Source organism: Pseudonocardia cypriaca (assembly GCF_006717045.1).
Taxonomy (GTDB): Bacteria; Actinomycetota; Actinomycetes; order Mycobacteriales; family Pseudonocardiaceae; genus Pseudonocardia; species Pseudonocardia cypriaca.
This window is the reverse complement of the sequence record NZ_VFPH01000002.1, coordinates 1,821,181-1,840,496: the sequence shown is the minus strand read 5'-3', so window position 1 is coordinate 1,840,496 and position 19,316 is coordinate 1,821,181. Positions and strand designations below refer to the sequence as shown.

The following is a 19,316-nucleotide window of genomic DNA, read 5'->3' as shown; positions in this document are numbered from 1 at the left end:
AGGAACCGTGTCCGAGACCCTGCCCACCGTCGACGTCAGCTCGTTCGCCACCGGCGCCCCGCCGAGCCCCGAGCAGGACGCCGTGGCCGCGGAGATCGACCGGATCTGCCGGGAGATCGGCTTCTTCCTCATCGCGGGCCACGGCGTGCAGCCAGAGGTCAAGGCCGAGATGTTCGAGGCGATGCACCGCTTCTTCGCGCTCCCCGTCGAGGAGAAGCAGAAGATCGCGATCGGGAAGTCGGCCAACCACCGCGGCTACGTCGGGATCGCGGCCGAGAAGAGCGACGAGGAGGGCGCGGCCGACCTCAAGGAGTCGCTCGACACCGGCGGCGAGCACGGCCCCGACCACCCCGAGGTGCAGGCGGGCATCCCCACGTTCGGCCCGAACCAGTGGCCGGCCGACCCGGCGTTCCGGGAGGCCTGGGAGGCCTACCGCGCCCAGGCGATCGAGGCGGCCCAGCGCGTGCAGCGGGCGATGGCGCGGGCGCTCGCGCAGCACGACGAGTTCCTGCTCGACCGGCCCGGCGGCGAGGTCATGTACCACCTGCGCCTCCTGCACTACCCGCCGCAGGAGACCGTGCAGCCCGGCCCCGACCAGCTCGGCTGCGGCGCCCACACCGACTACGGCACCGTCACCCTGCTCGCCGACGACGGCGTGGGCGGGCTGCAGGTGATGAAGCGCGACGGCAGCTGGATCAACGTCGGCATCCCCGACGACCTGCTCGTCGTCAACATCGGCGACCTGATGGCGATCTGGACCAACGACCGCTGGGTCTCCAACCCGCACCGCGTGGTCAACCCGCCGCAGACCGACCGGTACTCGATCCCGCTCTTCGTCACCCCGCCGTTCCACGCCGAGATCAGCTGCCTCGGCTCCTGCCTGGAACCGGGGGAGGAGGCGAGGTACGAGCCGCAGGAGGCCGGGCCGTACCTGATGAGCCGGCTCAACGCGACGCACACCTACCGCAACCCGCTCCTGGCAGCGGCTGAAGCGGTCTGACGGAGCACACCGGGCGTGTGCCCGGTGTGCTCGCGGACCGTGCGCGTGAGGTGGGCCTGGTCGGCGAAGCCGAGGTCGGCGGCCAGCAGGGCGAGGCGGTGCTCGCCCTGCTCCAGGCGCTCGAGTGCACGCCCGACGCGCACGCGGTTGCGGTAGCGGGTGACCGAGACGCCGATCTCGCGCGGGAACGCGCGGCTCAGCCGGTACGGCGAGACCCCGAGGTGGTCGGCGAGGGGGAACAGGCCCCTGGCGGCGGGTTCGTCGGCGAGGATCGCCTCCCGAGTCGCCGCGACGAGCGCCCGATCCCCTGCCGACCCGGCCGGTAGTAGACCGACGGTCGCGGCGAGCAGGGCGAGCAGCCGCTCGACGAGCGCGTAGTCCGGATCGCTCCCAGTGGCGAGGAGCCGCCGGTGGGCGAGGTCGACGCGGGCGTCGACGTAGAAGTCATCGCGGGCGGGCGCGCGGCACAGCAGCACCCACCGCGCGGGCGCGATCGCGATCGACGTGCAGACGTCGCCGCCCGCCGGGTGGGCGAAGCGCTCCTCCACCCCGGGCCGCGAGAGGTAGCCGAGCGTCGGGTCGATGTCGACGGGACCCTGCGCGCCCGTCCGGCGGAACCGGCCCGAGCGGACGAGCACGAGGCGGGGCTCGCCCGGCACCTCGGCGTCGGACCAGCCGCGGTGGTGCTCCCGGCAGACCACCGTGCCCACGGTGAGGTCGGGCCGGGCGGCGACCTGGGTGACCGAGAGCACGTCCGGACGGTACGCACGGGGTCCGACAGCGGCGCAAGGATCGTCAAGACCGCGAGCCCGGAGGGCGCCAGGCTCGGGGCATGGCACTCCTGCGTACCGAGATCTCGATCGCCGCGACCCCCGCCGACGTCTGGGACGTGATCGGCGACTTCGAGGCGGGCCCGCTGCGCATGGCGCCGGGCTTCGTGGTCGGCTGCGAGGCCGACGCGGACACCCGGGTCGTCACGTTCGCCGACGGGTCGGTCGTGCACGAGCGGCTCGTCGCGGTCGACGAGGGCGAGCGGCGGATCACCTACTCCGTGGTCGGCGGCAGCGTCCGTCCCGACCGGGACGTCGCCCAGATGCAGGTCGTCCCCGAGGACGGCGGCTGCCGGTTCGTCTGGACCCGCGACCTGCGCCCCGACGAGCTCGGCCCCGGGTTCCAGGCGGCGATGGACCGCGGGGCGGAGGTGATCAGGCGGACGCTGGGGACCGATCACGCGGCGACGTAGCCGCGGCGGCGCAGCTCGTACGCGACGGTCTCGGCGATGCGAGCCGGGTGGCAGTGGACCGTGTGGGCGTCGAACCGCAGCGCAGGATCGTCCAGCCGAGCCGGACGAGGGCGGCCTCGCGCACGAGGTCCTTGTGCGCCTGCTCCTGCTCGCGGTGGTCCCGGCCGTCGTACTCGATCGCGACCTTGACCGAGGGGTAGGCCAGGTCGAGCCGGCGCGCCCGTCCGCCGGCCTCGACCTCGAACTGGACGTGCGGAGCGGGTAGCCCGTGCTCGTGCAGCGCCATCCGGATGCGGGTCTCCATCGGCGACTCGGTCCTGGCGTCGCAGAGCCCCAGCACCGGGACGATGTGCCGGGAGCCTCGGGCGCCCCAGTGCTGCATGCGGAGGTGGAGGAGGTCTACGGGGTCGATCTTGCAGGTGAAAGCGATGGCGTCGACCGCCACGACCTTCTCGCGGAGTGTCGGTACCCAGCGGACGAGGTCGAACGCGGTGCGGACGGGACTGGTCACGCGGCACGGCCCCACCTCGGTGATCTCGGTGGGATCGACGAGGTCGCGATGCACCCGCAGGCCGGGGCAGCGGTATGACTGACGGCCCCGGCGCAGCAGCAACACCTCGGCGGGCGCGTCCGCGGGCCCGCAGGACGCGCCGAGCAGCTCCGCGGCCGAGTAGCCCGCGAGGCACGCCGCGCCCCTCCACCAACACACCGCCGCGGCGGCGGACCGCAGCGCGAGGTTCGGTTCGAGGTGGGCGGGGGCGTACACGTCGGGAAACAGCCGCCGGAAGCGCGGCCCGCGCAGCTGTCCCTGGGACAGGAGCGCGGCGGTGGTGGCGGCGGAGCCCCGGAACGGGCGGGTGAGATCGAGCGACATGCCCGGCACAGACGGAGCCAGGGCCCTTCCGGTTCCATGATCCGCCGTAGCGATTGTTCATGGTCGTCGCGGCAGCCGTGGGCAACCGATACTTCGGATCTTCGTCCCCGGGTCGGTCATTCGGCGCGGTGAAGCTCCCAGCGACCGGAGTCGATCGCGAAGTGGCGGTCTGGCCCGAGCCAGCGGCCGATCATGGAACGGCCCGTGGGGTCGAGCACGAACTGGACGATTCCGTGGTACACGGCGCCTCGGTAGTAGCCGTCCGGCGCGGTGCGCTCGGTCCAGTTGCCGGTGACGAGGAGACCGTCGAAACCAGTTCGAGCTCGAGGGTTCCCGTCGACGTCGGGTCGCTGCTCCCCACGAGCCTGGCGTTCTCTAGCCGCAGGACGACGCGGTGGGTGCCCTCGAACTCCGTCCCCCGGCCCGTGCTGAGGAAGGTGTACCGGCTGTCCCACGAGCCGGCGAGCTCAGCAGGCGCCGGCCCGCGGCCGAGTGCCTTCGGCGGAGCCGAGCTGGATCGGCCGGCCGCAACCGCGGCTGCGGTGCTCAGCTTGAGCAGCAGCGCGCGTCGCTGGTCGCCCGGGAGCCGGGCCGCCCACGAGTCGACCGCGCGCGTGAGCTGGTACAGGTCGAGGTGGCCGACCTGCCAGGCGCGGGTCTCGGGTTCGGTCTCGGCAGGGGTGCGGGCGGTGCTGTGCTCACCCCACCCCACGAGCAGGTCCGCGACGTCGCATTCGTAGAGCTGGGCGAGCCGGTCGAGCACGTGCAGCGAGGGCGTGTGGCCCGTGGGGCTCGGCCAGTTCTCCCAGTAGGAGATGTTCTTGAACGTCTTGGGCTCGTCGGGCCATCGGCTGTTCCACTGCTGCGCCACCTCGGCCTGGGTCCACCCGTGCGCGACCCGCATCGCGATCCTGGCGTCCAGTCGTACCGGTCGCGGAGGGCGGCGGCGATCTCGGTCCAGGAGCGTCCCGCGTCGCGCAGCGATGCGGCCAGTGCGAGCTGCTCGCGGGCCCGAGCCGAGCGCGCCACCATGCGGTGAGGGTACTTCCCCCGGCGGAGGGGGAGTCACGCTGCGAGATCGCCGTGCGACAGGGTGTTGTTCCGATCTTGGCGATCCGATGCTCGACGGGTGAGCGAGGACGAGGAAGCGCAGCCGGACTGGCCCTTCGCGGTCGAGCTGGCCGCGATGCCCGAGGTGTGGTCCGCGTTGCTGCAGCTGCACGTCAGCGGCCGGGACGGCCGCTGCCGCGGCTGCCGCTCGCAGGTGGGCATCGCGCGGCAATGGCCGTGCACCCTCTATCGCGCCGCCGCTCAGGCCCGTCGCATCGCGGCCGGTGCCCCCGGCCGAGGTTCAGGAAAGCCACATTCCAGTCCTGCATCGCCCGGAACGTGGCTTTCCTGAACCTCGGAGCTCGCCTCCTACACTCCCCGCCATGGCACGTGTCCGTCCCGGGGAGGCCGCCAACCCTGCCCCGCCCACCGTCCAGCGGGTGCGGCTGCGCTTCGCCAAGCGGGGGCGGCTGCGGTTCCTCTCCCACCGCGACGTGGCGCGCAGCTTCGAGCGGGCCGTGCGGCGGGCGGGTGTGCCGGTGGCGCATTCGCACGGGTTCAGCCCGCACCCGCGGCTGTCGTGGATCGGGGCGGCGCCGACGGGCACGGCGAGCGAGGCGGAGTACGTGGAGATCGGCCTGACGCGCCCGGTCGATCCCGCGGAGCTCGTGGCTGCCCTGGACGCTGCCCTGCCCGACGGTCTGGACGTGCTCGCGGCCGCGGTCGCGGAGGGCGCGTCCCTGGCTGACCGGATCGAGGCGAGCAGTTGGCGGGTCGAGCTGCCCGGCGTCGAGCCCGCCGAGCTGCGGGCTGCCCTGTCCGCGCTGCTGGAGCGCGAGTCGGTGGTCGTCGAACGCGTCACACCGTCGGGGCGTCGCAAGATCGACGTGCGGGCCGCGCTCGTACGGGCGGACGTGCAGGATCCGGCCCCGGACGGAGCAGCACCGTCGGGTGGCTCGGCCGCGATACCCCCCGATCGGGCGGGAGTCTGTGCGATACTGACGGCGGTCGTGCGGCAGACGACACCCGCCGTTCGACCCGATGACGTGTTGGGTGCACTCGATGTTGTCGCAGGCCTCAGGTCGCCATCGCCCGCCAGGGCGACCCGGACGGCTCAGGGACTGCTCGACACTCGAGGCGACCTGGCCGATCCTCTCGGCTGAAGACCGGGTCACCACCCGGGCCTGATCCTGGGATCGGCTCGTCGTCGAGGAGTGCCGCCCTCCCCGGGCGGAGCGAGACCAGAGGATTGCTCGTCGCGCAGCGCGGCGAGAAGAACTGCACGTGGCCCCTGCGCGGCCGCCTCCGAACCGGAGGCGCCCGGGGGCGGAGGAGCTGGATGTCGAATATCGAATCGCCCGCCGGTGCATCCGGCGGGCCCGTCACCGTACCCGCCCTGGATGACCTGCCGGAAAGGATGCGGGTGCACGCGCTCGCCAGAAGGCTCGCACGTACCAGCCGCGAGGTCCTCGCGGCGCTGGCTTCGCTTGGCGTCGACGTGCGCAGTGCCCAGTCGAGCGTCGAGAAGAACGTGGCCGAGCAGGTGGCCGCCAAGCTCGGCTCCGAGCAGGAGCAGGCACCCGCGCAGGACGCGGGCGAGCAGGACACGAGTGAGCCGCTCGCCGAGCCGGGCGCCCCACTGGCGCCGGTGTTCGCACCGCCCACCCCCCTGTTCCAGGCTCCCACCCGGCCCAGCCGCCGCCCCGAGCCCGAACCGGCCGAGCGTCCCGCCGCGGCGGCGCCCGCCGAGACCCCCGAGGTCACCGAGCCCGCCGCCGACGCCGCTCCCTCCGGCGCCGAGGACGAGGACGACACCGACGAGACCACCGGTCGCAGGCGCAGGCGCCGCGGCCGTCGCGGTCGGGGCCGGGGCCGGGGTGCCGACGGCACCGACGACGAGACCGGCGACGACAACGGCGACTCCGACGACGGCGACACCGAGGACGAGTCCGGCGAGGCCGACACCGACTCGGACGACTCCGAGGACGCGGAGCAGGACGAGGCGGCCCCTGAGGAGGACGACGGCGAGTCGGCCACCTCGCGCAGGCGCAGGCGCAGGCGTCGCCGCCGCGGTTCCGGCGACGACGCGGCGGAGGCCGGCGACGAGGCCGATCCGCCCAACACGGTCACCAAGGTCCGGACGCCGCGCGAGGTGCGCGACGAAGAGGGCGACGGCGTGCAGAGCGTCCGCGGCTCCACGCGGCTGGAGGCGAAGCGCCAGCGCCGCCGCGACGGGCGTGACGCCGGGCGGCGACGGGCTCCGATCCTGTCGGAGGCCGAGTTCCTCGCCCGCCGCGAGTCGGTGGACCGCGCGATGGTCGTGCGGGAGCGCGGCGACCGCGTCGAGATCGCGGTGCTAGAGGACGACGTCCTCGTCGAGCACTTCGTGAACACCACCGGCGGCCGCGACAGCGCCACCGGGAAGTCGCTGGTCGGCAACATCTACCTCGGTCGCGTGCAGAACGTGCTGCCCAGCATGGAGGCCGCGTTCGTCGACATCGGCCGGGGCCGCAACGCGGTCCTGTACGCGGGCGAGGTCGACTGGGACGCCGCAGGCCTCGGCGGCAAGCAGCGCCGCATCGAGCAGGCGCTCTCCAGCGGCGACAGCGTGCTCGTCCAGGTCACGAAGGACCCGATCGGCCACAAGGGCGCCCGTCTCACCACCCAGATCAGCCTGGCCGGGCGGTTCCTCGTCTACGTGCCGAGCGGTGGCGCCGCCGGGATCAGCCGCAAGCTGCCCGACGTCGAGCGCAAGCGGCTCAAGGACATGCTCAAGGAGATCGTCCCCAGCGAGGCCGGGGTGATCATCCGCACCGCTTCCGAGGGTGTGAGCCAGGAGGCCCTCGAGCGCGACGTCCGCCGGCTGCAGGCGCAGTGGGAGGTCGTGAAGGGCAAGGCCGAGGCCACGGGCCCCAACAAGCCCAAGGCCCCGGTGCTGCTCTACGAGGAGCCGGACCTGCTCATCAAGGTCGTGCGCGACCAGTTCAACGAGGACTTCTCCCGCCTCGTCGTCGAGGGCGACGACGCGTGGGACACCCTGTCCAACTACGTCGGGCACGTCGCGCCGGAGCTCGCCGACCGACTGCACCGCCACGTGGGGCCGAACGACGTGTTCGCCGAGTACCGGATCGACGACCAGCTGCTCAAGGCGCTCGACCGCAAGGTGTGGCTGCCCTCGGGTGGCACGCTGGTGATCGACCGCACCGAGGCCATGACGGTCATCGACGTCAACACCGGCAAGTTCACCGGCTCCGGCGGCAACCTCGAGGAGACGGTCACCCGCAACAACCTCGAGGCGGCCGAGGAGATCGTGCGCCAGCTGCGGCTGCGCGACATCGGCGGCATCATCGTCATCGACTTCATCGACATGGTGCTCGAGGCCAACCGTGACCTCGTGCTGCGCAGGCTCACCGAGTGCCTCGCCCGCGACCGCACCCGCCACCAGGTGGCCGAGGTCACCTCGCTCGGGCTCGTCCAGATGACCCGCAAGCGCGTTGGCGGCGGGTTGCTGGAGCACTTCTCCACCCCGTGCGAGCACTGCCGCGGGCGCGGCGTGATCGTCAACGCCGAGCCGGTCGTGAGCAGCAGCGCGCCCCGTTCGGAACGGTTCGAGCGGCCCGAACGCGAGACGCGCCGGACCCGCGGCGGCCGTGGGCGTCGGGATGGCGAGGACCGCAACGGCCACGAGGTGCGCAAGCCCGAACCGGCGGCCGCCAACGGCAACGGCATCCGCAACGGCAGCCACGCCGAGCCCGCCGCCGCCGAGCCCGCCGCGGCCGACGCCGCCGTCGACGTCGGGGCGCCCGCCCCGGTCGTCACGCCCGCCGTGCTCGACCCGACCCCCGCGCCGACCGCCGAGCCGGCAACGCCCACCGGCAGGCGGGTGCGTCGCAGCGCCCGCCGCGGCGTGGTGGAGACCTCGCCCGCGGCCGGTCCGGTGGACGTCGCAGCGGAGGCGGTCGAGGAGGTCGTCGTCGAGCGCACGGTCGCCCCGGCGGCCCAGGACCGCCCCGAGGCGGAACCGGCTGTCACCGAGACACCCGCGGGCGAGGCCCCCACGGCCGCGCCCGCGGTCCTGCCCGACATCCCCGAGCAGCAGGCCGTCGAGCCGGAGGGCCGGGCCAGGCGCCGCCGTGGCCGGGTCACCCGCACCGCGGGAGCGCCAACGGCCACGGCGGGCGACGCGCCCGCTGCCGCCGTGCTCACGATGCCGAGCGCGTCCGAGTCGCCCTCGGAGACCAGCGCCGCGCCGGCGCCGGTTGCGGTGCCGCCGCAGCCCGAACCCGCCCCCGCCACCCGGCCGCGCAGGACCCGGCGGGCGGCGTCGCGGCCGGCTGGTCCGCCCGTGGCCGAGGCCGGGGGAGACCCGGCATGAGCCACCCCCCGACCCGGTTGGTAACCTGGGACATCAGTGCCGCGCTCCGAAGCAGTCGCGGCCCGCACAGGTTGCCCTGTGCTATGACCCCCGAGCTTCAGGAGCAGTGCGTCGATGTACGCGATCGTCAAGACCGGCGGTAAGCAGTACAAGGTGGCCGTCGACGACGTGGTCACAGTCGAGAAGATCGACGGTGAGCCCGGCGCCGAGGTGACCCTGCCCGCCTTGCTCCTGGTGGACGGCGAGGACGTCACCACCGACTCCTCGGCGCTGGCGGCTGCCTCGGTCACCGCCAAGGTGGTCGAGCACACCAAGGGCCCCAAGATCCGCATCCACAAGTTCAAGAACAAGACCGGCTACCACAAGCGGCAGGGCCACCGCCAGCCGCTCACCAAGGTGCAGGTCACCGGGATCTCGAAGTAGGAGGACGCAACCATGGCTCACAAGAAGGGTGCGTCCAGCTCGCGCAACGGGCGCGACTCCAACGCACAGCGCCTCGGCGTGAAGCGCTTCGGCGGCCAGGCCGTCAACGCGGGCGAGATCCTCGTCCGCCAGCGCGGCACCAAGTTCCACCCGGGTCTCGGCGTCGGCCGGGGCGGCGACGACACGCTGTTCGCGCTGGTCGAGGGCTCGGTCCAGTTCGGCTACGCGAAGGGCCGCAAGGTCGTCAACGTGGTGCCGGTGCAGGCCTGAGGCCTGCACACCTTTCAGTAGAACCTGACAACGGCGGGCCGCCCGAGTGGTGGCCCGCCGTTGTCGTGTGAGGAGAGTCGATGTCGAGGTTCGTGGACCGCGTGGTGATTCACGCCACGGCGGGCGCGGGCGGCAACGGCTGCGCCTCCGTGCACCGGGAGAAGTTCAAGCCGCTCGGCGGTCCCGACGGCGGTAACGGCGGGCGCGGCGGCTCGGTCGTGCTGGTCGTCGACCCGGGCGTGCACACGCTGCTCGACTTCCACCACCGCCCGCACGCCGCTGCCCGCAACGGCAAGCAGGGGCAGGGTGGGTTCAAGGCGGGCGCCAACGCGGAGGACCTGGAGCTGCGGGTTCCCGACGGCACGGTCGTGTTCGACCCGAACGGCGAGATCATCGCCGATCTGGTCGGCGCCGGCACCCGGTTCGTCGCCGCCGCAGGCGGGCGGGGTGGCCTCGGCAACGCCGCGCTCGCCTCATCGGCGCGCAAGGCGCCCGGGTTCGCGCTGCTCGGCGAGCCGGGGGAGACCCGCGACCTGGTGCTCGAGCTGCGCTCCATGGCCGACGTCGGGCTGGTCGGCTTCCCGTCGGCCGGGAAGTCGTCGCTGGTGGCGGCGCTGTCCGCGGCGCGGCCGAAGATCGCCGACTACCCGTTCACCACGCTCGTGCCGCAGCTCGGCGTGGTCACCGCGGGCGAGGAGACGTTCACCGTCGCCGACGTGCCGGGCCTCATCCCCGGCGCCTCGGAGGGCCGCGGTCTCGGCCTGGACTTCCTGCGCCACATCGAGCGCTGCTCCGTGCTGGTGCACGTCGTCGACTGCGCGACGTACGAGCCCGGCCGGGACCCGGTATCGGACGTGCAGGCCCTCGAGGACGAGCTGGCCCGCTACACGCCCGCCCTGGGCGGCGAGCTGGCCGACCGGCCGCGGCTCATCGCGCTCAACAAGGTCGACGTGCCGGACGCCGCCGAGATGGCCGAGATGGTCAAGGCCGATCTCGAGGAGCGTTACGGCTGGCGGGTCTTCCCGATCTCCACCGCGTCCCGCGCGGGGCTGCGGGAGCTCGCGTTCGGGATGGCCGAGCAGGTGCATGCCCACCGGGCCGCGCAGCCGGTGGCCGAGCCCACGCGGATCGTGCTGCGCCCCCAGGCCGTGGACGACGCCGGCTTCACGGTCGAGCCCGACCCCGAGCTGCCGGGCGGCTTCATCGTCCGCGGCGCCCGGCCCGAGCGCTGGATCCGGCAGACCGCGTTCGAGAACGACGAGGCCGTGGGCTACCTCGCCGACCGGCTGGCCCGGCTCGGCGTCGAGGACGCCCTCGCCGACGCCGGCGCGCAGCCGGGCTGCCCGGTGACGATCGGCGACGTCACGTTCGACTGGGAGCCGAGCACGCCGTCCGGTGTTGCCGTGATGATGTCCGGCCGCGGCACGGACCGGCGCCTGGAGCAGAGCAACCGCATCTCGGCGGCCGAACGCAAAGCGGCGAAGGCGGAACGCCGCAGGCACCACACCGACGAGGAGCTGTGGCCGGCGGAGGACGAAGGCGAGTGACTGCACGGGCGCAGATCGCCGCGGCGCGGCGCATCGTCGTCAAGGTCGGTTCGTCGTCCCTCACCAGCCTCGACGGGGGACTCGACCCGGCCCGGCTCCAGGCCCTCGTCGACGTCCTCGCCGCGCGCCGGGTCGCCGGTAGCCAGGTCGTGCTGGTCTCGTCGGGTGCGATCGCGGCCGGGCTCGCCCCGCTCGGGCTCACCCGCCGTCCGCGCGACCTCGCCACCCAGCAGGCCGCAGCGTCCGTGGGACAGCTGCTGCTGGCCGAGGCGTACGCCGCAGCGTTCGGCCGGCACGGGCAGCAGATCGGGCAGGTCCTGCTCACCGCCGACGACATGATCCGCCGCGCGCACTACCGCAACGCCCAGCGCACCCTGGAGCGACTGCTCGGGCTCGGCGTGCTGCCGGTCGTGAACGAGAACGACACGGTGGCAACCGACGAGATCCGCGTGGGTGACAACGACCGGCTCGCCGCGCTGGTGGCGCACCTGGTCGGCGCCGAGGGCCTCGTGCTGCTCTCCGACGTCGACGGCCTCTACGACGGCGACCCGCGCCGCCCCGGCTCCCGCCTGCTGTCCGAGGTGGAGGCCCCGGCCGACCTGGAAGCGGTGCAGGTGGCGAGCGCCCGGGCCGACTCGCTCGGTACCGGGGGCATGGCCACCAAGGTCACAGCGGCCGCGATGGCCGCGGCCGCCGGCATCCCGGTGCTGCTCGCCTCGGCCGAGGACGTCGGCGCGGCGCTCGACGTCGCGGAGACGGGCCCGAAGGTCGGCACCGCGTTCCGGCCGTCCGGCCGGCGCATGTCGGCCCGCCGGTTCTGGCTGCGGCACGCAGCCGACGTGCGCGGCGCGCTCGACCTCGACGCGGGCGCCGTGGCCGCGGTGATCGACCGCAGGCGCTCGTTGCTCGCGGCCGGCATCCACGGCATCTCGGGCGACTTCGTCGCGGGTGACGTCGTCGACCTCGTCGGCCCTCACGGCGTGGTCGTCGCCCGTGGGGTCGTGGGCTTCGACGCCGCCGAGCTGCCGGAGCTGATCGGCCGCCGCACCCGCGACCTCGCCCCCGAGCAGCGTCGTGAGGTCGTCCACGCCGACGACCTGGTGCCCCTCACCGGCCCCTGAGCCGGCCACCGGGAACTGCCGGATTGGCGGGGTTCGCCGCTGGGCACCAGACTGGCCGGAGTGGATGCCGATCGGGCTCGCACCCGGATGGTCGACGCCCTGCGGGGCGCGGGTCGGGTGCGTTCGGCCGCCGTCGAGGAGGCGTTCCGCACCGTTCCGCGCCACCTGTTCCTGCCGGGGCTCCCGGTGGCCGACGCCTATGCCGACGAGGCGGTCGCCGTGCAGTTCACCGGGGGTGTGGCCACCAGCTCGGCGTCGCAGCCCTCGATGATGGCGATCATGCTCGAGCAGCTGGACCTGCGGCCCGGTCACCGGGTGCTCGAGATCGGAGCCGGCACGGGGTACAACGCCGCGCTGATGTCGCGGATCGTGGGCCCGGCGGGTGCGGTCACCGCCGTCGACATCGACGAGGAGCTGGTCGACCTGGCCGCCGTGCACCTCGCCTCCGCCGGGGTGCACGGCGTGGAGCTGCTGGCGGCCGACGGCGCCCTCGGCTACCCGCCCAACGCGCCGTACGACCGGATCGTGCTGACCGTCGGAAGCGATGACGTGCAGCCCGACTGGGTGGCCCAGCTCGCGCCGGGTGGGCGGCTGCTGCTGCCGCTCGCGGTGCGCGGCAGCCAGCTGTCGGTGGCGCTGGACCTCGGCCCCGACGGGGTGCTGCGCTGCGACTCGGTGCGCAGCTGCGCGTTCATCCGCCTGCGCGGCGCCGCCGCGAGCGCGGACGGGAGCCGGGCGGTCGTCGGGCTGGGCGTCGCGCTCCAGACACCGGACGACCTGCCGGAGCCGAACGTTGCGGCGCTCGCCCGGGTCCTCGCCGACCCGCGCCGGCGGCGGCCCGCGCCGGTGCCGCTGGGCGCGCCGGACGTCTGGGACGGGTTCGGCCTGTGGCTCGCCCTGACCGAGCCGGGCACGTGCCGGCTGCTGGCGGTGGAGCCGGAGACCGAGCTGCCCGACGACCTGCTCCCGCTCGGCTCCGCAGGCGGGACGGTGGCGTTGGCGGATGCGGAGGGGGCGGCCGCCGTCGTGGCGGTCGGGTCGCCGGGACCTGCGCCCGGGGCGGTGGCCGTGCGCGAGTTCGGCCCGGGCGGTGCCGCGCTCGGCGACCGCCTGCTGGCCGCGCTGGACCGTTGGGTCGCGGCCGGCCGGCCCGGCGCCGCCGAGTGGCGGCTCACGGTGGTGCCGACCGGAGCGGACGTCCCCACCCCGCCGGCCGCGCAGGTGATCGTGAAGAAGCACTGCCGCGTGCTGGCCGAACCCCCCGGCAGCGCTATCCCGTCAGGTTGAGGAGAACCTTGCTGCTGCCGGTGGTGCGGTCCGCCGCGGTGAGGAGGGCCTCCTCCGCCTGGGCGAGCGGGAACCGGTGGGTGATCACGGGGGAGACGTCCAGGCCGTCGCGCATGGCGAGCAGCGCGTCGTCGATCTCGTCGACGAACCGGTAGGAGCCCACCCAGCTGATCTCCCGGGTCACCAGGTCGCCCAGCACCGCCGACACCGCGCTTCCGGGCAGGTTGCCGACCTGCACGAGCGTGCCGCCGCGAGCGGTGGCCCGCAGCACCGGGCCGATCGCCGCCGCTGCGCCGGAGGCCTCGAACACGATCTCCACGTCATCGGGGAGGGTGCCGTCGGTGAGGTCGATGGTCGTGTCGGCGCCCATCGGGGAGGCCACCGCCAGCGCGGGCGCCGCGACGTCGGAGGCCAGCACGGCCGCCGCTCCCCGGTGCTTCGCGGCCGCCACCACGAGCGAGCCGATCGGCCCCGCCCCGTTGACCAGCACCGTCCTGCCCCGGACGTCGCCCGCGCGGTGCACGGCGTGCAGCGCGACGCCGAGCGGCTCGGCCAGCGCGCCGTGCTCGGTGCTCACGCCGTCGGGCAGGGCCCGGATCTGGTCGGCGCGGACCACCCGGTACTCGCTGAACCCGCCGTCGGTATGCGGGTCCAGGGCGGCCGAGCCCAAGTAGCGCACGCACGGGTGCAGGTTGGTGCGTCCCGCGATCCGGTCGGGCACGCGCGGGTCGCCGACGAGCGTGGCCGGGTGGACGGTGGCGGCGTCCCCCTCGGAGATCCCCGCCACGCCCGGCCCGACCGCCGCGACCCGCCCCGCCACCTCGTGCCCGAGCACGAGGGGGTGGCGCAGCACGGCGGTGCCGGTCGAGCCGTGGCGGAAGTAGGAGATGTCGGAGCCGCAGATGCCGCCCCACTCCATCGCGAGCAGCACCTCGCCCGGCCCGGGCCGGGGGTCCGGGTGCTCGTCGATCCGGACGTCCCCGGCGGCATGCACGACCACGGCTTTCATGCGGCATCCTCCAGCGCCACGAGGTCGCGCCCGCGCGTCTCGGGGGAGAGCACGGTGGCGACGAGGGTGATCAGCGAGTAGGCCACCAGCATGGCCGCGATCGGCCACCAGCTGCCGGTCACCGCGGTGAGCGTGGCCGCGACGACCGGTCCGATCGCCGTGGCCAGGATCCCGCCGATCTCCTTGGCCAGCGCGAGCTGCGTGAACCGCGTGCGCGCCCCGAAGAGCTCGGCCATCGTGACGCTCTCCAGCGAGAACAGGCCCAGCACCCCGATGTTGAGCGCGAGGATCATGCCGATCACCAGCGCGACCGTGCTGCCGCTGGTGATCAGCAGGAGCAGCGGGAACGCGAGCACGACGGTCAGGACGGAGAGCGCGATGTACATCGGGCGACGGCCGAACCGATCGCCGAGCAGACCCACGATCGGCACCGTCGCGAAGCCGAGCAGCGAGCCGTAGACGATGGCGTCGGTCGGCACGGACCGGTCGACGAGCAGCGTGGTGGCGATGTAGCCGACGAGGAACGTCTGGACGAGGCCCGAGTTGCCGGCCTGGCCGAACCGCAGGCCCAGCGCGAGGAAGAACGCCTTGCCCTTGCGCTGGTGCAGGCCCGCCTCCAGCACGCTGCCCTCCGCCTCGGCACGGCTGAGCGCGCGACCGTCGACGACGTCAGCGCGCCCCTCGAACACCGGGCTCTCCTTGAGGCTCCGCCGCAGCCACACCGCGAAGATCATCAGCACGAAGCTGAGGAGGAACGGCAGGCGCCAGCCCCACTCGAGCAGCTGCTCCTCCGACAGGGCGGCCAGCAGGAACGCCCAGAGCGCGGACGCGGCGAGCGTGCCGGAGTTGGTGCCCAGCGACACCAGCGAGGCGATCAGGCCGCGACGGGGAACCGGCGCGTACTCGGCGAGCATCACGGTGGCGCCCGCGATCTCCGCGCCGGCCCCGAAGCCCTGTACCAACCGCAGCGCGACCAGCAGGATCGGCGCGAGGATGCCGATCTGGGCGTACGTCGGCAGGACGCCGATCAGCGTGGTGGACGCGCCCATCAGCAGGATCGTCAGGTACAGCACCCGCTTGCGCCCGATGCGGTCGCCCATCCGCCCGAAGTAGATCGCGCCCGCCAGCCGCGCGACGTACCCGACGCCGTAGGTGGCCATCGCCGCGATGAGCCCGATCGCCGGGCTGACGTCCGGGAAGAAGAGCTGGTTGAAGACGATGGCGGCCGCCAGCGAGTACAGCTGGAAGTCCATGAACTCCATCGCCGTGCCGAGCCAGCCGGACGTCGCGGCCTTGGCCAGGTCCCGGGTCGTCCGTGTGACGGTTCCGGTCATGGGGATCTCCGTTGTTCGTGGGACGGGCTACCAGTCGTGCACGGAGCCGTCGAGGCGGCGGGCGACGGGCAGGTAGCGCGGCTGGTACGGGAACCGGGCGGCCGCCTCGGCGTCGTACTCGACACCCAGGCCGGGCTCCTCGGACGGGACGAGCATCCCGTCGGCGAACCGCACACCGGAGCGGAAGACCTCGAGGGTCTCCGGCGCGTGCGGCATGTACTCCTGGATGCCGAAGTTGGGCACCGCGGTGTCCAGGTGCACCGCGGCGGCCAGCGTGACGGGGGAGAGGTCGGTTGCGCCGTGCGAGCCGGTGCGCACCTGGTAGAGCGCCGCGAGGTCGAAGATCCGCCGCAGGTGGGTGATGCCGCCCGCGTGCACGACGGTGGTGCGCACGTAGTCGATCAGCTGCTCGGTGATCAGCTGCTGGACGTCCCAGATGGAGCTGAACACCTCGCCGACGGCGATCGGGGTGGTGGTGTGCCGGCGGATCAGCCGGAACGCCTCCTGGTTCTCCGCGGGCGTCGGGTCCTCCATCCAGAACAGCCGGCACCCCTCCACGCGCTTGCCGAACTGCGCCGCCTCGATCGGGGTGAGCCGGTGGTGCACGTCGTGCAGCAGGTGGAAGCCGAACCCGAAGCGCTCCCGCACCGCCTCCAGGTAGGTCGGCGCGAAGCCGAGGTAGGCATCGGTGTCCCATGGCTGCTCGTCGGGCAGCGCCGTCGAGGCGGGCTCGTAGATCCCCGCGCCCTTGCGCACGCCGTAGGTGCCGCCGACCTCGGGCACGGCGGCCTGCGCCCGCACGGCGCGGTAGCCCAGCTCCAGGAAGCGCTCGACGTCGTCGAGCAACGAGGGCACGTCGGCGCCGCTCGCGTGCGCGTACACGGTGACGCCGTGGCGGGAGCGCCCGCCCAGCAGCTGGTACACCGGCAGGCCCGCGACCTTGCCCTTGATGTCCCACAGTGCGGTGTCGACGGCGGAGATGGCGGTCATCGTGACGGGGCCGCGCCGCCAGTAGGCGCCCTTGTAGAGGAACTGCCACATGTCCTCGATGCGGGCCGGGTCGCGGTCGATCAGCAGCGGGACCAGGTGGTCGCGCAGGTAGGACGCGACGGCCAGCTCGCGGCCGTTCAGCGTGGCGTCGCCGAGGCCGGTCACGCCGTCCGAGGTGGTGATGCGGAGCGTCACGAAATTCCGCCCCGGCGAGGCTACGAACACCTCGGCCCGTTCGATCCGGCTCACGGTTCCACAACCTCCTTGTCGCGCAGTACTGGTATACAAGCAGATGTCGCGAAGAAGGTGCAAGGGTCGGTAGGCTGGCGTGGTGGCGCAGCCGACCCGGCGGACCAGCCGCAGAACGGTCTACGAGACCCTGCGGCGCAAGGTCCTGACGTGCGAGTTCCCGCCGGGCTCCGCGCTGTCGGAGAACGAGCTCGCCGCGCAGCTCGGGGTCAGCCGCACGCCGGTGCGCGAGAGCCTGATCCTCCTCGCGGAGGAGGGCCTGGTGCAGGTCTTCCCGCAGGTCGGGTCGTTCGTCTCCCGCGTCGATCCGGCCCGGGTGGCCGACGCGCAGTTCCTCCGCGAGGCCGTCGAGCTGGCATCACTGGAGGACCTGCCCCAGCAGCTGGACCCCGGCATCGTCGACGAGCTCCGCGAGAACCTCGCCCAGCAGCGGCGCCGCGGCCTCGACGTCGAGGAGTTCTTCGCGCTCGACGAAACCTTCCACCACGCGCTACTGTGCCTCGCCGGGCACGGCAACGCGTGGGCGACCGTCGTGTCGGCAAAGGGCCACCTCGACCGCGCCCGCCGGTTGGGCCTGCAGGCCACGGCGCCCCCCGCCTTCACCGACCAGCACGTCGAGATCTTCGACGCCGTGCTCGCGGGCAACGTCGCTGCAGCGAGGAAAGCGATGCGCGCCCACCTGCGGGCGGTGTTCGACGACGTCGAGCGCATCCGGCAACGCTCGCCGGAGCTCTTCGCCCGCAACGCGGACTCGGTGCCGGTGCGGCGCAACGTGGTGGTGTGGGAGTAGGCGGCCGCAGCGGTTGATCGTCTGAGCAGCACGCTTCTCGCGCCGCTGCTGGCGATCGGTTCCGGGCCCCCTGACGGGCCTCCTGGCGGCGCCGCGCATTGTGCGGGGCCGCCCCTCACAGCTCAAGGGCGCCTGCGGCGTCGCTTCGCGAGCGCTGCGCGCCCCTTGATCTGTGAGCCTCTGCGGCCCCTCCGGGCATGCTTCGCGGGCAGGCCCAAGGGCCTGCCCTTTGGGCGCGCGGCGCCGCCAGGAGGCCGGTGTCGGGCATCTTCCTGCGCTCGCACACCGACTTCTGCGCTGACACACCGATTGCAGTCGGTGTGTGAGGACCGAAGTCGGTGTGTGGCCGACTTCCTCGGCCGTTTTGCCCGTTTCTGTGTGGGAGGGAAGCCTCGATCATGGAGGTGAGACCGCCTTCGGTGGCGCCGCGCGCCGAAGGGGCTGGCCCGTGGGCCTGCCCGCGAAGCGGGCCTTCAGGGGTCGTAGAGGCTCGCGGGTCAAGGGTCGCGTAGCGATCGCGGCAGCGACGCGGAGCGCCCTTGAGGCGTGAGGGGCGGCCCCGCATGATGCGCGGCGCCACCGAAGGCCTGGTGAGGGGTCGGCCTGGATGGTGCGCGGCGCCACGAAGGCCTGGTGGGGGTGGGCGCACGCCCGTCACCCCAGTCGCCGCGTCCCGGGTAGGTGCGCGGTGCCCCACGTCGCCATCGCGTCCAGCACCGGAGCCAGCATCCGTCCCCGGTCGGTGAGCCGGTAGGCGTACCGGGGTGGCCGCTCCTGGTAGCGCTCCTTGGCGACGATGCCGGCGTCCTCCAGCTTCCGCAGCCGGTCAGCGAGCGTGTTCGTCGGGATGCCCTCGGGTGACGCGGCCAGGTCCCCGTAGCGCAGGGTGCCGCTGAACAGCAGGTCCCGCACGACGAGCAGCGACCACCGATCGCCCAGGACGTCGAGGGTGCCGGCGATGGCGCAGTCGGATCGGCGGGTCACGAGGCTCCTCCCCGGTAGTGACTTGCATGTTACAAGTCTCGCTCCCTACAGTCACTTGCAACTTACAAGTCACTGGGGGATGCCGTGGTCGTCGTGGTCGTCGTCGCGTGGTTGGTCGCAGCCTTCGTCGCCGGGGCGGCGGGCGTGTTCGTCGAGCCGCCCGGTGCCGCACCCGTCGCTCTCGGTCTCGCAGCGGGCTTGCCGCCCCTGATCGCGTTGGCGGCGGGGCTCGTGCCGGGCCGGTTCCGGACCTGGGTTCGCGGCCTCGACCTGCGGTTCCTCACCCTGCTGCAGGCGTGGCGCGTGGCCGGCTTCTCCATCCTCGCCCTGTGGGCCGAGGGGCTGCTGCCCGCACGGTTCGCGCTGCCGGCGGGGATCGGCGACATGCTGATCGGTCTCAGCGCGCCGCTCGTCGCCCTGTACCTCGTCGGAGGTGGGCGGTGGGCGCGCCGCGGCTACGTCGGATGGACGGCACTGGGCATCACGGACCTCGTGCTGGCCGTCACGCTCGGCGTCACCAGCGACAGCGGGATGGAGCCGATGTCACAACTGCCGATGAGCCTGATCCCGACCTTCGGGGTGCCCCTCACGCTCGTCCTGCACGTGGTGTGCCTCGTGCGCATCCTCGGGGGCAGGAACCTCACTCCTTGATGCCGCCCGCGAAGAGCCCGGCGGCGAACTTGCGCTGAGCTGCGACGTAGGCCACGAGCACCGGCAGCGCGACGAGGACGCCGCGGCCGCCGTGACTCCGGGGTCGGAGTTGCGCCGGT

The 19,316-nt window shown here is 73.4% G+C and carries 19 protein-coding genes; 12 read left to right on the top strand and 7 right to left on the bottom strand.

Annotation, left to right across the window (positions count from 1 at the left end):
* The first annotated feature begins 7 nt into the window (after nucleotides 1-7).
* Nucleotides 8-1,000 carry an isopenicillin N synthase family dioxygenase gene (locus FB388_RS26280; protein ID WP_170225837.1) on the top strand — a complete coding sequence of 331 codons (993 nt, stop codon included), beginning with the start codon at nucleotides 8-10 and terminating at the stop codon, nucleotides 998-1,000.
* Here FB388_RS26280 and FB388_RS26275 read toward each other — a convergent pair.
* Nucleotides 961-1,752: a helix-turn-helix domain-containing protein gene (locus tag FB388_RS26275; protein ID WP_170225836.1), complete on the bottom strand. Its 792-nt coding sequence runs from the start codon at nucleotides 1,750-1,752 to the stop codon at nucleotides 961-963. The genes FB388_RS26280 and FB388_RS26275 overlap by 40 nt on opposite strands.
* 80 nt (nucleotides 1,753-1,832) lie before the next feature.
* Here FB388_RS26275 and FB388_RS26270 point away from each other — a divergent pair, with 80 nt between their 5' ends.
* Nucleotides 1,833-2,243 carry an SRPBCC family protein gene (locus FB388_RS26270; RefSeq protein ID WP_142104822.1) on the top strand — a complete coding sequence of 137 codons (411 nt, stop codon included), beginning with the start codon at nucleotides 1,833-1,835 and terminating at the stop codon, nucleotides 2,241-2,243.
* Here FB388_RS26270 and FB388_RS26265 read toward each other — a convergent pair.
* On the bottom strand, nucleotides 2,206-3,117 hold the full coding sequence (locus tag FB388_RS26265) for an endonuclease domain-containing protein (protein WP_142104821.1): 912 nt from the start codon (nucleotides 3,115-3,117) through the stop codon (nucleotides 2,206-2,208). The two genes, FB388_RS26270 and FB388_RS26265, sit on opposite strands and share 38 nt — an antisense overlap.
* Before the next feature lie 190 nt (nucleotides 3,118-3,307).
* On the bottom strand, nucleotides 3,308-4,021 hold the full coding sequence (locus FB388_RS26260) for a helix-turn-helix transcriptional regulator (protein ID WP_142104820.1): 714 nt from the start codon (nucleotides 4,019-4,021) through the stop codon (nucleotides 3,308-3,310).
* 225 nt (nucleotides 4,022-4,246) lie between these two features.
* On the opposite strand from FB388_RS26260, the gene FB388_RS26255 reads away from it, so the two are divergent.
* The 8 genes from FB388_RS26255 to fxlM all read left to right on the top strand — a co-directional run bounded on the left by FB388_RS26255 (nucleotide 4,247) and on the right by fxlM (nucleotide 13,190).
* Nucleotides 4,247-4,519 carry a hypothetical protein gene (locus FB388_RS26255; RefSeq protein ID WP_142104819.1) on the top strand — a complete coding sequence of 91 codons (273 nt, stop codon included), beginning with the start codon at nucleotides 4,247-4,249 and terminating at the stop codon, nucleotides 4,517-4,519.
* 31 nt (nucleotides 4,520-4,550) lie between these two features.
* The gene (locus FB388_RS26250; RefSeq protein ID WP_142104818.1) at nucleotides 4,551-5,330 is read left to right on the top strand and encodes a TIGR03936 family radical SAM-associated protein; all 780 of its coding nucleotides are present in this window, start codon (nucleotides 4,551-4,553) and stop codon (nucleotides 5,328-5,330) included.
* A gap of 176 nt (nucleotides 5,331-5,506) precedes the next feature.
* Nucleotides 5,507-8,542 (top strand): translation initiation factor IF-2 N-terminal domain-containing protein, encoded by a 3,036-nt coding sequence (locus FB388_RS26245; RefSeq protein ID WP_142104817.1) that lies wholly within the window; start codon nucleotides 5,507-5,509, stop codon nucleotides 8,540-8,542.
* A 114-nt stretch (nucleotides 8,543-8,656) separates the two neighbouring features.
* The gene (rplU, locus tag FB388_RS26240) at nucleotides 8,657-8,965 is read left to right on the top strand and encodes a 50S ribosomal protein L21 (RefSeq protein ID WP_142104816.1); all 309 of its coding nucleotides are present in this window, start codon (nucleotides 8,657-8,659) and stop codon (nucleotides 8,963-8,965) included.
* A 12-nt stretch (nucleotides 8,966-8,977) separates the two neighbouring features.
* The gene (gene rpmA / locus FB388_RS26235) at nucleotides 8,978-9,235 is read left to right on the top strand and encodes a 50S ribosomal protein L27 (protein ID WP_142104815.1); all 258 of its coding nucleotides are present in this window, start codon (nucleotides 8,978-8,980) and stop codon (nucleotides 9,233-9,235) included.
* An 80-nt stretch (nucleotides 9,236-9,315) separates the two neighbouring features.
* A complete protein-coding gene (obgE, locus tag FB388_RS26230; protein WP_142104814.1) occupies nucleotides 9,316-10,782 on the top strand; it encodes a GTPase ObgE in 1,467 nt (488 codons plus the stop codon).
* The gene (proB, locus tag FB388_RS26225) at nucleotides 10,779-11,903 is read left to right on the top strand and encodes a glutamate 5-kinase (RefSeq protein ID WP_142104813.1); all 1,125 of its coding nucleotides are present in this window, start codon (nucleotides 10,779-10,781) and stop codon (nucleotides 11,901-11,903) included. The genes obgE and proB overlap by 4 nt, the downstream gene beginning before the upstream one ends.
* Nucleotides 11,904-11,963: 60 nt before the next feature.
* Nucleotides 11,964-13,190: a methyltransferase, FxLD system gene (gene fxlM, locus FB388_RS26220; protein WP_246122416.1), complete on the top strand. Its 1,227-nt coding sequence runs from the start codon at nucleotides 11,964-11,966 to the stop codon at nucleotides 13,188-13,190.
* On the opposite strand, the gene FB388_RS26215 is transcribed toward fxlM, so the two are convergent.
* Genes FB388_RS26215 through manD form a run of 3 tightly spaced genes read right to left on the bottom strand, consistent with a single transcriptional unit; the run spans nucleotide 13,174 to nucleotide 16,772 of the window.
* Entirely contained in the window at nucleotides 13,174-14,199 is a 1,026-nt protein-coding gene (locus tag FB388_RS26215; protein WP_142104812.1) for an L-idonate 5-dehydrogenase, read from the bottom strand. The two genes, fxlM and FB388_RS26215, sit on opposite strands and share 17 nt — an antisense overlap.
* Entirely contained in the window at nucleotides 14,196-15,533 is a 1,338-nt protein-coding gene (locus tag FB388_RS26210; protein WP_142104811.1) for an MFS transporter, read from the bottom strand. Before FB388_RS26210 ends, FB388_RS26215 begins: the two co-directional genes overlap by 4 nt.
* A gap of 27 nt (nucleotides 15,534-15,560) precedes the next feature.
* Nucleotides 15,561-16,772, bottom strand: a complete 1,212-nt coding sequence (manD, locus tag FB388_RS26205; protein ID WP_142104810.1) for a D-mannonate dehydratase ManD — start codon at nucleotides 16,770-16,772, stop codon at nucleotides 15,561-15,563.
* An 82-nt stretch (nucleotides 16,773-16,854) separates the two neighbouring features.
* Here manD and FB388_RS26200 point away from each other — a divergent pair, with 82 nt between their 5' ends.
* A complete protein-coding gene (locus FB388_RS26200; protein WP_142104809.1) occupies nucleotides 16,855-17,562 on the top strand; it encodes a GntR family transcriptional regulator in 708 nt (235 codons plus the stop codon).
* Nucleotides 17,563-18,216: 654 nt separating this feature from the next.
* Here the strand turns inward: FB388_RS26200 and FB388_RS26195 are convergent.
* Nucleotides 18,217-18,546, bottom strand: a complete 330-nt coding sequence (locus FB388_RS26195; RefSeq protein WP_211362222.1) for a winged helix-turn-helix transcriptional regulator — start codon at nucleotides 18,544-18,546, stop codon at nucleotides 18,217-18,219.
* Nucleotides 18,547-18,630: 84 nt separating this feature from the next.
* On the opposite strand from FB388_RS26195, the gene FB388_RS26190 reads away from it, so the two are divergent.
* Nucleotides 18,631-19,197, top strand: a complete 567-nt coding sequence (locus tag FB388_RS26190) for a hypothetical protein (RefSeq protein WP_142104808.1) — start codon at nucleotides 18,631-18,633, stop codon at nucleotides 19,195-19,197.
* Nucleotides 19,198-19,316 lie beyond the last annotated feature (119 nt).

Bases quoted from the DNA above. Each gene is read 5' to 3' on its own strand.
- FB388_RS26270 (WP_142104822.1), top strand. From the start codon at position 1,833: ATGGCACTCCTGCGTACCGAGATCTCGATCGCCGCGACCCCCGCCGAC.
- FB388_RS26265 (WP_142104821.1), bottom strand. From the start codon at position 3,117: ATGTCGCTCGATCTCACCCGCCCGTTCCGGGGCTCCGCCGCCACCACC.
- FB388_RS26260 (WP_142104820.1), bottom strand. From the start codon at position 4,021: ATGCGGGTCGCGCACGGGTGGACCCAGGCCGAGGTGGCGCAGCAGTGG.
- FB388_RS26250 (WP_142104818.1), top strand. From the start codon at position 4,551: ATGGCACGTGTCCGTCCCGGGGAGGCCGCCAACCCTGCCCCGCCCACC.
- FB388_RS26245 (WP_142104817.1), top strand. From the start codon at position 5,507: ATGTCGAATATCGAATCGCCCGCCGGTGCATCCGGCGGGCCCGTCACC.
- rplU (WP_142104816.1), top strand. From the start codon at position 8,657: ATGTACGCGATCGTCAAGACCGGCGGTAAGCAGTACAAGGTGGCCGTC.
- rpmA (WP_142104815.1), top strand. From the start codon at position 8,978: ATGGCTCACAAGAAGGGTGCGTCCAGCTCGCGCAACGGGCGCGACTCC.
- obgE (WP_142104814.1), top strand. From the start codon at position 9,316: ATGTCGAGGTTCGTGGACCGCGTGGTGATTCACGCCACGGCGGGCGCG.
- FB388_RS26215 (WP_142104812.1), bottom strand. From the start codon at position 14,199: ATGAAAGCCGTGGTCGTGCATGCCGCCGGGGACGTCCGGATCGACGAG.
- FB388_RS26210 (WP_142104811.1), bottom strand. From the start codon at position 15,533: ATGACCGGAACCGTCACACGGACGACCCGGGACCTGGCCAAGGCCGCG.